14 protein-coding genes are annotated in these 9528 nt (G+C 61.9%); 2 read left to right on the top strand and 12 right to left on the bottom strand.

Features of this window, described 5'->3' with window-relative positions; translation table 11 throughout:
- Positions 1–70: 70 nt before the first annotated feature.
- Entirely contained in the window at positions 71–508 is a 438-nt protein-coding gene (locus CD932_RS19090; protein WP_094444328.1) for a type II toxin-antitoxin system RatA family toxin, read from the top strand.
- Positions 495–794, top strand: a complete 300-nt coding sequence (locus tag CD932_RS19085) for an RnfH family protein (RefSeq protein ID WP_094444327.1) — start codon at positions 495–497, stop codon at positions 792–794. Before CD932_RS19090 ends, CD932_RS19085 begins: the two co-directional genes overlap by 14 nt.
- A 196-nt stretch (positions 795–990) precedes the next feature.
- Here the strand turns inward: CD932_RS19085 and CD932_RS19080 are convergent, their stop codons facing one another.
- The 12 genes from CD932_RS19080 to CD932_RS29455 all read right to left on the bottom strand — a co-directional run bounded on the left by CD932_RS19080 (position 991) and on the right by CD932_RS29455 (position 9522).
- Positions 991–2100, bottom strand: a complete 1110-nt coding sequence (locus tag CD932_RS19080) for a site-specific integrase (protein WP_254926670.1) — start codon at positions 2098–2100, stop codon at positions 991–993.
- A gap of 5 nt (positions 2101–2105) precedes the next feature.
- On the bottom strand, positions 2106–2441 hold the full coding sequence (locus CD932_RS29190) for a hypothetical protein (protein WP_217907316.1): 336 nt from the start codon (positions 2439–2441) through the stop codon (positions 2106–2108).
- Positions 2438–3757: a hypothetical protein gene (locus CD932_RS19070; RefSeq protein WP_094444325.1), complete on the bottom strand. Its 1320-nt coding sequence runs from the start codon at positions 3755–3757 to the stop codon at positions 2438–2440. The genes CD932_RS29190 and CD932_RS19070 overlap by 4 nt, the downstream gene beginning before the upstream one ends.
- Positions 3754–3987, bottom strand: a complete 234-nt coding sequence (locus tag CD932_RS19065; RefSeq protein ID WP_094444324.1) for a hypothetical protein — start codon at positions 3985–3987, stop codon at positions 3754–3756. Before CD932_RS19065 ends, CD932_RS19070 begins: the two co-directional genes overlap by 4 nt.
- 112 nt (positions 3988–4099) lie before the next feature.
- On the bottom strand, positions 4100–5854 hold the full coding sequence (locus CD932_RS19060; RefSeq protein WP_094444323.1) for a DEAD/DEAH box helicase: 1755 nt from the start codon (positions 5852–5854) through the stop codon (positions 4100–4102).
- Positions 5851–6222, bottom strand: a complete 372-nt coding sequence (locus CD932_RS19055) for a hypothetical protein (protein WP_141213311.1) — start codon at positions 6220–6222, stop codon at positions 5851–5853. The genes CD932_RS19060 and CD932_RS19055 overlap by 4 nt, the downstream gene beginning before the upstream one ends.
- Positions 6219–6653, bottom strand: coding sequence for a hypothetical protein (locus CD932_RS19050; RefSeq protein WP_094444321.1), 435 nt, complete (start codon positions 6651–6653; stop codon positions 6219–6221). Before CD932_RS19050 ends, CD932_RS19055 begins: the two co-directional genes overlap by 4 nt.
- Positions 6650–7336 (bottom strand): hypothetical protein, encoded by a 687-nt coding sequence (locus tag CD932_RS19045; RefSeq protein WP_094444320.1) that lies wholly within the window; start codon positions 7334–7336, stop codon positions 6650–6652. The genes CD932_RS19050 and CD932_RS19045 overlap by 4 nt, the downstream gene beginning before the upstream one ends.
- A complete protein-coding gene (locus CD932_RS19040; protein WP_094444319.1) occupies positions 7333–8466 on the bottom strand; it encodes a phage Gp37/Gp68 family protein in 1134 nt (377 codons plus the stop codon). The genes CD932_RS19045 and CD932_RS19040 overlap by 4 nt, the downstream gene beginning before the upstream one ends.
- Positions 8463–8780, bottom strand: a complete 318-nt coding sequence (locus CD932_RS19035) for a hypothetical protein (protein ID WP_094444318.1) — start codon at positions 8778–8780, stop codon at positions 8463–8465. The genes CD932_RS19040 and CD932_RS19035 overlap by 4 nt, the downstream gene beginning before the upstream one ends.
- Positions 8777–9307: a hypothetical protein gene (locus CD932_RS19030; RefSeq protein ID WP_094444317.1), complete on the bottom strand. Its 531-nt coding sequence runs from the start codon at positions 9305–9307 to the stop codon at positions 8777–8779. The genes CD932_RS19035 and CD932_RS19030 overlap by 4 nt, the downstream gene beginning before the upstream one ends.
- A complete protein-coding gene (locus CD932_RS29455; RefSeq protein WP_303396099.1) occupies positions 9304–9522 on the bottom strand; it encodes a DNA translocase FtsK in 219 nt (72 codons plus the stop codon). The genes CD932_RS19030 and CD932_RS29455 overlap by 4 nt, the downstream gene beginning before the upstream one ends.
- Between the last annotated feature and the right edge of the window lie 6 nt (positions 9523–9528).

Here is a 9528-nt window from a genome sequence, read left to right as displayed (position 1 = left end):
GTTAAACTACTGTCTCGCGCAAGCGCGATAAAATCCAAATGTATCCAACATCATAGCAAATGGTTCTTCAATGGCAGTAGTACATAAATCAGTTTTTCTCGGCTACAGCGCCGAACAAATGTTCGCGCTGGTGGCGGCGGTGGAGGATTATCCCAAATTCCTGCCCTGGTGCGGCGCGGTCGAGATACGCGAACGCGGCGAACACTCCGTCGTCGCCAGCGTGGGCATACAGTACCACGGCGTGCGCCAAAGCTTCACCACGTCCAACGAGAACGTGCCGTTCAGCTCCATCAAGATGAAACTGGTGGACGGTCCTTTCAAGACCCTCGACGGCGTATGGACCTTCAAGGCCTTGCGCGAAGACGCCTGCAAGATCGAACTCGACCTGCGCTACGAGTTTTCCAGCCGCGTGCTCGAACAGATCATCGGCCCCGTCTTCGGCATGATCGCCAACAGCATGGTCGATTCCTTCTGCAAGCGCGCCGAGACCGTCTATGGCGGCGCCTGAGTCCCTCGCGGTGCAGGTCTGCTACGCCTTGCCCGAGGCGGCCTTCCTGCGCGCGCTGAACCTGCCTCCCGGCAGCACGGTGCAGCAGGCGATCGAGCACAGCGGCTTGCTATTGCAGCATCCCGAGATCGACCTGGCGGTCAACATGGTCGGCATCTACGGCAAGAAAAAGACGCTCGATACCGTCTTGCGCGCGCAGGACCGGGTGGAAGTCTACCGGCCCCTGCAGGCCGATCCGAAAGAGGCGCGCCGGCGCCGTGCCGGTGGCAAGGGCGCCAAGTCTTGAGCAGATCGGCGGGCCGGGTCTATGCTGGTTCGCCCTCCAGACCCAGGCCGTCCTTGTCGGTCTTAAATATCTTTTCTATGCCGCAATGACAGGAGGTCCAAGCTTCTGTATAATCTGCGCCCGCTGGTTGATAGCTAGTATCCATGCGGGTTTGCGCAGGGTTGTAATTTAAATGGGCGAAACGTGGGCGAAAAATTTACAGTGCCGCTGTCTTTTTCCTCGCGTTGACACGTTCGTAAAAAACCGGCAAGACACCATCTTCCTGTTCTATCCAGCGCCCGTATGTCCGGGTAATCATGGTGGTGTCTGTGTGCCCCATCTGCTTGGCAACATAGAACAAATTCTCGCCAGTCGACAGCAACGTAGACGCGAAAGTATGTCTCGTTTGGTAGAGGTTGCGGTATCTGACGCCGGCTCGCTTTAGCGCCGCCTCCCAGAACAGCGCCACGCGCTGCGATGTCAACCACCCATGAGCAGTTATCGGATCATGGAATATTTCGTCATTTGCAAGTGCAGTATGTGGTCGCTGCGCAACAAGCGCCTCTAAAGCGCCTTGTCGCATGTCAATGAGCCGCTTCGCGGCCCTTGTCTTCACCTCATCCCTGGAGTCGCCGTTGACCCTCGTTCGCTCTACCTTGATGGTGTGCTCGATCCAGTCGACAGACCCCCACTTGAGCGCAATGTACTCGCTTGGCCGCATGCCGGTCGAAAAGGCGAAAGCGAACACATTGCGGCATTGCCCGTCGCTAGCCCGTAAAATCGCCTGGATTTCATCGGCGCTAAATGGATCGGTCACTGACTTGGCTTCGTGAGCGTCCCTATCAAGGATTTTCTTCAGCTTCACCCGGTCCAGCGGGTTGCTTTCTATCAGATCGTCATTGACCCCAAGATCAAACGCCCCGCGAAGGGGGATAAGAACTTGGCGAATTGATCGTGCCGAGACTGACATTTCACCAATCCATGCTCGAAGTGCCGCCGGGGTGGCTTCTGAAAGCAGGGCCTTCCCCCATTTCGGCTTGAGCTTTGTCTGGTAAATCCGGCGATAGACTGCGAGGGTTCTGGCCGACAGCGTGCGCTCATACAATCGGAATTGATCTTCCATCAGGTCGCCTACGGTCATTTGATGCTGCTTGGGCTGCATGCCCAGCCTTTTCAACTGCGGCGATTCGGGGAAATACTCCGCATATGAAAAAGTCCTGAGCTGAATCGCGTTCAGGATCTCGCCGCGCAGGCGCTCGGCGTATTTGATATTCGCCTTCGTATGGGCGAGCTTCAATGTCTCCCTGCACTCGGCGCCACGATACATGAACTTTATTCTGATCGATTCGCTTTTGACCCCCGACCGGAGTTCAACACCTGGAGGCCCCGACTGTTTTGTTCCCATTTTTCAACCCATTCTTCTACAGCCGGCAGATTTATCCACAACCGACCGTCTACAATTTTGCATTGAACACCGTCGAACCACTTGCCCGCCTTGCGGCGAGCCTGCACGGAATCAACGGAATCACCTGATATCTCGACGTAGCGCTCCAGCTTTACCCAGGCCAGAGGCTGACGCTGCGCCTCCGCCTTGGCGGCTGCTGCGCGCGCATTGCGCTCGATGGTCTCGACCAGCTTGGCCACCATGTCGTGCTCGCCCATGTTCATGGCGCGCTCCCTGTCGTCACGTCGCCGGCGTGACCACTGCCGCCGCAAGCAGGGCAGTCCAGCTCACCGTTGCCAGGCTCGGCGCCGTCGTTCATGAAGACCAGGCCGCCCGGCGTTGCAGCGATCGACTGGCCAGCGGCGCGCGCGGCGGCGATGGCCTGCTGCGTTTCGGGCGAGAGTGGAACACCGCGCCGCGCAAGCTGCGCCTCCAACTCCTTCACTCGGTCCAGCGCATCTTCCGCCTTGCCCTGCCAATCATCAGCGATCGCTTGATGATGTTCCACGCACTTCAGTAGCCGATCATTTTTATCGCCAATGATTTGGCAGTCGGCCTCGGCTTTCTCGGCGCGCTGTTGCCATGCATGGACGCAGGTGCATTGGCCACGCCATTCGCCATCTATGTTGTGCACGTCGCCCGTGCCGCCGCATGCGCTGCACAGCGCGCGCATTTCGGCGCAGGTATTGGTGACGGCAGGCATTTGGGTGGCCTCGATCAAAGCTTTGGCGAAAGACAAAAGGCCAGGCATTCCGATGGCTCCCGCTGTAGCACGCTGCCAGCCGTCGCACGCGGCACCGTCCTTCGTCCACAGGAAGTAGGGCGTAGCGATGTTGAATATCTGCTCGGCGATCAGGTGCGATGTGGCGCCGATCTGCGCTGCGCGGGTATCAGTGGCATCGCCCTGCGCTGCTGGGGCGGCGATATGGACAACGCGACCATTGGCGCCGCGTTTAGATTCGTATTTAAACATTCCCTCATCAACGTCTTTCCATAAACCGTTTTCCAGCCGCAATTGGTAGATGTCACCATCCGTCGTCACGGCCACGGGCTGCACCGGGTCGCAAAAAGCCATCTGTTCAGCAGCTGAAAAGCAAGACGCCTTGCAAAATTCTCCGGCGGCCAATTCAAACGATTTACTGCAACCTCCAGCGCCCTCGCAATCACACGCCACCGGCTCTTGCGCCTGCACCGGGGCGGCTGCGAGGGCGGCTTGCTCGCGGCCAGCAGCGGCCAGCACGCGGAACACATCGCTGTTGCGCAGCAGCGCGCCCGGCTCGTTCAGGCCCCACAGCACCGGCAACGCGGAGATTTGATCCATTAGGCGCCCGATGATCGGCTGGCCTTGGGGCGCGGCGCTTGCGCCAACTGCCGTCAAATATGCATCCAGCAGGCGGCCGGAGAGTTGGGCCAGCGCATTGCCTGGCTTTGCAGGATCGCATTGCAGGGTGATGCAGCTGCTGTCGATCGTGTGCCCGCAGCCCAGGGCCGCCATCATCAGTGCATTGCTGATTTGCTTGTGTTGCTCGTTATTCATCATTGTGGTTGCTCCAATATGGTTAATTCGGCGGGCGCGACCGGTTCGGCCAGGCCCTCGATGTACACAGTCATGTCAGCATCGCCCTTGTGCCAGCAGAAGCCGGCAATGAAGCAGTTCAGGCCCTGATAGCCGACCGGCCTGGCCAGTTGCTTTGCGCGGTGCAGGCGCAGGTCGTGCTGGTCGGCCAGATCGCGCGGCGATTCGGCTGGCGCCGGCGTGCGGGCGCTCATGCCGCCCACCAGGCGCCGGTCACGCTGGCGATTACGTAAATCAGGATCAGGGCCGTCGCCACACGTGCCGCGCGTGGCCTGCGCTCGCTGTTCGGGACTTCGTGGTTGTCGTTCATGGCGCAGCTCCTGGAGCGCCTGGAAGTGCGGCCACCGTCTCGACTGGCGCCAACGCCTCGCCGCGCCGCGCCAAAAATTCCCGCGCGAGCCGCTGAATGTTGTTCTCGCCGGTGTTGATCCGTTCGGCAAGCGCCGAGTCCGGATTGCGCACCGATTCGATCTGCTCACGCTTCACGCCCAGCACTTCGGCCATGATCGGGTCGGCGCCGCTGTCCGACACGAGAAAGTAGGCAGAGCAGGGCGCATCCTGTCCATCCCGGTGCACGCGCCCGATACATTGCTCATGAACGCCAGGCGACCAGTCCAGCTCACCGAACACGACGGTGTTGCAGTAGCCCTGCAGGCCGTCGACGCCGGCGCCGGACCGCAGCGACATAATCAGCACCTGGGCCTTGCCGGTCAGGAAGGCGCTGACTGCCTCGTCCTTTTGGTTTGCTGACTCGCTGCCCGTGTACAAGACAGGGTTGAAGCTGGCCAGCGCCTCCATCCAGATGCTATAGACCGCGCGGTGCCAGCCGAACAGCACGATCGGCTCGCCACTGTCGAGCAGCAGCTTGACAAATTCGGCGACGTACGGCGCCTTGGCGATGCCAGTAGCTTGGCGCATCAGCGCGTCGAACTCGCCGGCGGCCTGCATCTTTTCACCGCGGAACTGCTCGTTATGGCGCAAGACGATCTTGGCCAGGGAGATCGCATCACTGTGCAGGGCGTCGAGCGCCTTCTCGTCGGCATCCACTTCGTGCACGATCTTCGACAGGTCGGGCAGCTCGCGGCCGACGTCGGCGCGCGTGCGGCGCAGCATGATGCCCTCGCGGCGCAGGTAGGCGCCGAATTCCTTGGCGTTGGCCAGCCTGGCCTTGCCGTCCACTTCGGTCGAGCACCACTCGCGCACGAATTCGTCGTACTCGCCTAGCGCCTCGGGCGCCACCACGTTCAGCACGTGATAAAACTCGTGGCCGTAGTTGTAGATCGGCGTCGCGCTCAGGCCCATGCGCCGCGCGGCACCGGCGCCAAGGTGTGCGGCAGCCTGGTAGATAGCGGTGCCGGGGCTGCGCAGTGCCTGGCATTCGTCATAGACCACGTATTTCGCCACGCCGTGCAAAGTCTCGGCCCAGCCGCGCAGTTTGTGATACGAGGTGATGATCACGTCCGGCAGGCGCGGCGGAATCAGTTCAATCTGCTTCGAGCGCGAGCGGGGCATCAGGTCGTATGGCGAGCCCTTCTTGAGAATGTGCACGGTCAAGTCGGGTGCGAATTCCTTGATCATGGCGCGCCACTGGCGCGGCAAGTGCGCCGGGCAGACTACCACCACGGGCAGGTTCTCAGTGCGCACCATGCCGCAGATCGCTGAGACCGTTTTGCCCAGGCCCAGGTCGTCGGCCAGCAAGAAGCCGCCTTTCAGTTCGAGCATCTGCGCCGCGAAGGCCTGATACTCGCGCGCCGGCTTGGCGAGTTTGATCTCGAAAGGCGCCACATGGCCGGCCATCAGGTCAGCCAGTCGTGTTTCGCAATCCCGGTGCTGATCGGCCAACCGGTCCATGATGTCGCGGCGGTCGACGTCCATCGGGTACCTGTCGATAAACCAGGCCAGCTCTCGCGTATTCTCGGGCGTCACCGAAATGCAGATGTGCTTCGCGGCGTGCTGCGGCACCCTTGGGAAAACGCGCTTGAGTCGCGCCCGCACGAACGGCTCGCCCTGGATTAGCCAGAAGCGCTCGGTGTAGTTGATGGTTCCGTATGTCGAAGTCAAAACGATGCTCCTGTCAGTTTGATAATGCGCACTGGCTTGCCGTGCAGTTGGTCGACCTTGGCGCCCGCGCTGCCCCAGAACCTGGTCGTTACCAGCACCACGGCTGTAACGTCGGGCCGGGCGGCGTATCGGGCGATTTGCGTGAGCGCCTGCGACAGCGAACCTTTAATTTTGGCCTCGATGACGATGCCTGGCGCGACGAGGAAGTCGAAGCGATCCCTCGGCCCGGCCACCACCTCGCGCTGGAACTCGATTCCGGCTTCGGCGAGCACCTGCGCCATGCCCTCGTGCAGTGCGACCTCGTTAGCGAATCGATAGGCGAAGCGCGGCAGCGTTTCCGCCACGCTGCGCAGGATCATTGCGCTCACGACGCCACCTGCACAGCGCGACCGCCGCGCCACCGCCAGCCTGGTGCAATCTGGCTGAATCGCCACATGCCCATGCGCTGGCTGGTGGTCATGCGCGGCCATGGTTTTCCGCCGTTATCCCATTCCGGCCCGTCGAAGAAGCCTTCAGGCAAGCGTGCGTAACCGTAATGGGATACCCAGTCCACGCGCGCATCGCCGCCTTCTGCGTCTCCGTCCCATCCGCACTGGTGCCACTCAGGTATGCTGCTGATGCGGTTCCAGAGCTGATAGCGCGCCGGATTTGCTCGCTTGAGCCACTGCTGGCGCGGCCAGCGCATCGGCATGTCGATGACACCCGGCTCGCTACTTGGCGCATATTTGGTTTTGTCGCCAAAGCTCCGCAGCAGCTGGACGGCGCGCTTTGCCTGCTTCTTGTAGATGCGCGGGTTCATGGCGTCACTCGCTTAAATTCGATTACCCACACCCATGGGTTAGCGTCCCAACTGCCGACGCCGTTGATCTTCTCCCACAGGTCGTAATAGGCGGTGTAAGCGTCCGGCCGTGCGAATGCGCCGGGGTAGCCTTCCCAGCCGGGTAATCCACGCATGAAGGAGTCGGTGAACTTGCGTACGCCTTCCGCTATTGCATCCGCCTCGCTGCAGTCGTTCAGCCGCTCGACGCGCACCGACACGATCTCCAGCAGGATCCTGCTGGCCCATCGCGGCATGTGGATAGAAGGCTTCCAATACTTTCCTTCCGGCGCTTCAAATGACTGCTCGTTGTCGGCGCGATAGAAAAGCGCCTCCCGCGCGCCTGGCACTTCAAGGTAGGGGCCGGCCTGCACTCGGAAATCGTCGCACACCCACGTTTCGCGCACCCACAGGCGGTCGCCAGGCTGGCCGTGTGGGCAACTGATGGTCTTGCCGGTGCGTGTGTGCCAGATAACCGCTCGCAGGGGCACTTCATTGCCGGCCGCCGTCCGCCCGCCGTTCTCGCCGCCGATGGTCGATGCCTGCCACTCGCCCAGCGCCGCCGGTGCCGGCGGCAACTTGATAATCCGCCTGGTCTGCGTCTTGGTGCCGGCCAGGGTGGCGCACACCATGGCGCTGTTCATGAGGATAGGGCGCTCTTTCATACTGCCTCCGGAAATTCATCATGAGTGCGGCCGTACAATTCGCGGCCGGATGCTTTCTTGCCCACCAGGTACATCGGCTCAGCCTCGAAATGGATTTCGTCCGGGCCAAAGCGCCCGAAATTCCAGGTCGCGCCCGTCCACAGCGCGCAGAGATACTTGCTCTCGCCCGGGTTTGAATCCTTGATAGCCAACTCGGTGGTGTAATGGCCGCCCGGCAACCACTCGCCCCATTGCTTGAACAGGAACGGCACGCCGGCGGCCGCGCACTGGTCGCGCAGGTTGCGCGCCCACAACGGATGCATTGGCCGGGCGCCGGGGCCTGATTCGCCGCCGACGATGACCCAGTCCAGCGATGGAAGAGGCGGATACGCCTCGGCGCGTCGCAGCACGTTGGCGGTGATGATGGGATCGAACTCGTGGTGCCCGCTTCCACTCATCGGGATAGCCGTCAGGTTGACCGGCCCCAGCAGAGGCTCCATGCTCAAGAATCGGCGCGCAGCTGGCACGGCCAGCAGCTTCGGGATATCGCGGTCGGCTTCGGCCTGGTTCACGACGGTGGCGCCGAGCCAGACATTCGGGAAAGCGTTGTCGCGCCAGTTCCAGCGACCATGGTTGATCGCCAGCACGGCTTCATCGAGCATGGTCGCAGCGTTGCCGATTCGTTTGGTCAGCAGCAGCCAGTCCAGATTCGGCGTCTGCTCAATGAGGCGCATCAGGTCGAAGCGCCATTGCGGATCGACAGCATTGTCGAACACGTCGGCCAGGCTGGCGCAGAACACGCGCGCCCGGGTCGGCTCGACGTTGCGGGATCCGCATGCAGCGCATTGGTGACCGTCGTCGATGATGCCCATGTTCGGCCCGACGTCTCGCCACGGAACGCCGGCGCCGCGATGGCCACATGCTTCGCACTCGACGAAGTTGGTCATGCTCCAGGCGAGCGGCTTTTTCCAGTTCGCGGCGCTGGTGCGGCGGCGCGGCGCGCCCGGGCCCCAGTTCACGGCCATGCCGCCGGCAAAGCGAGCGTTGCGCGTCTCGGCGTAGCAGTGATCGCAACCTGGGCCGACTTTCTGGCATCCTTCCCACGGATTGAACGTGTGATCGCACCATTCGATTTTGCTGTTTTCGCTCATGCTGCAGTCGCTTTCTCGGAAGTTGCCGCAAACATATCGACGGTTTTGGTATCGCGCACCACCAGCGGCGGCAGCACGTCCAGGAATTCGCCGATGGTCAGCGTGTTGTCGCGTGGGCCATACGGCAGGCAATCGACGGTCCAGTCGTCAGGAAGGTCGGCCTCGGTCCGGATTTCCTGATCTGCCACCGCATCGATGGGCTGGTCCTTGATCTCGCCAAAGCTCGACTTAAAGCGGATTTCGGCTTCCCATTCGCTGGTGGCCATAATGACGGCCGTCAGGGTGGCGCTGACGGTGTAGAGGCGGTTGATCATGCTGCCACCTTTGCCTTTTCAAATTCCGCTTTCGCGGCGATGTACTCGCTGGCCACAATCTCAACCATGCATGGCGCCAATTTCACGCCGGTGGACACGTAGACGGTGCCGCCGTCGTGCTGGAACATGGCGAAGCCGCCGAATAACAGCCCGCCCCAGTCGGTACCCATTGAGGCCAGTACGGGCGCCAGGTCGGCTTTCTCGGTCGGGAAGCGCGCCCTCCATTCGGCCTGCAACTCGCTCAGCGCCGCGCGCTGCCCCTTCGTAGACTTCCGCAGCGAGGCGCGGGGATACTGAATGTTGGCGCGCTGGGCATCGGGCTTTGTCCACAATGGATCGTCCTTGGCGGGATGGAAGCAGATACCTGCGACGCTACGGCCGTGAGCGGTCGAGTTTGTGAGCAGCTTGCCGCCGAAGTGGTCGGCGAACACCTTGCCGACCATCGAGACTTTCTTTGCTTCGGCTTCGTACGCCGCCATCGCAGCCAGCACGGCCGGGTCGCTGGTCTTGTAGAAGGCGGCACTCATGCTTCCACTCCCGCCACTGCCGCCACCGTATAGATGCCCTGCGTACCCTTGACCACGCCGGCGGTTTCCATCACCTCGATCAGCCGGGCCGCTCGGTTGTAGCCGATGCGCAGGTGGCGCTGCACCAGGGCGATGGACGCACGCTGGCTGGCGCGAACGATTCCCACGGCTTGTTCGTACAGCGCATCGCTCGCGCTGCCGTCACCGGGCGGCACGGCGCC

Origin of the sequence: Janthinobacterium sp. PC23-8 (genome assembly GCF_002250505.1) — a bacterium.
Taxonomy (GTDB): domain Bacteria; phylum Pseudomonadota; class Gammaproteobacteria; order Burkholderiales; family Burkholderiaceae_D; genus Janthinobacterium.
The sequence above is the reverse complement of the archived record's forward strand: the minus strand, read 5'-3'. Positions and strand labels throughout refer to the sequence as shown.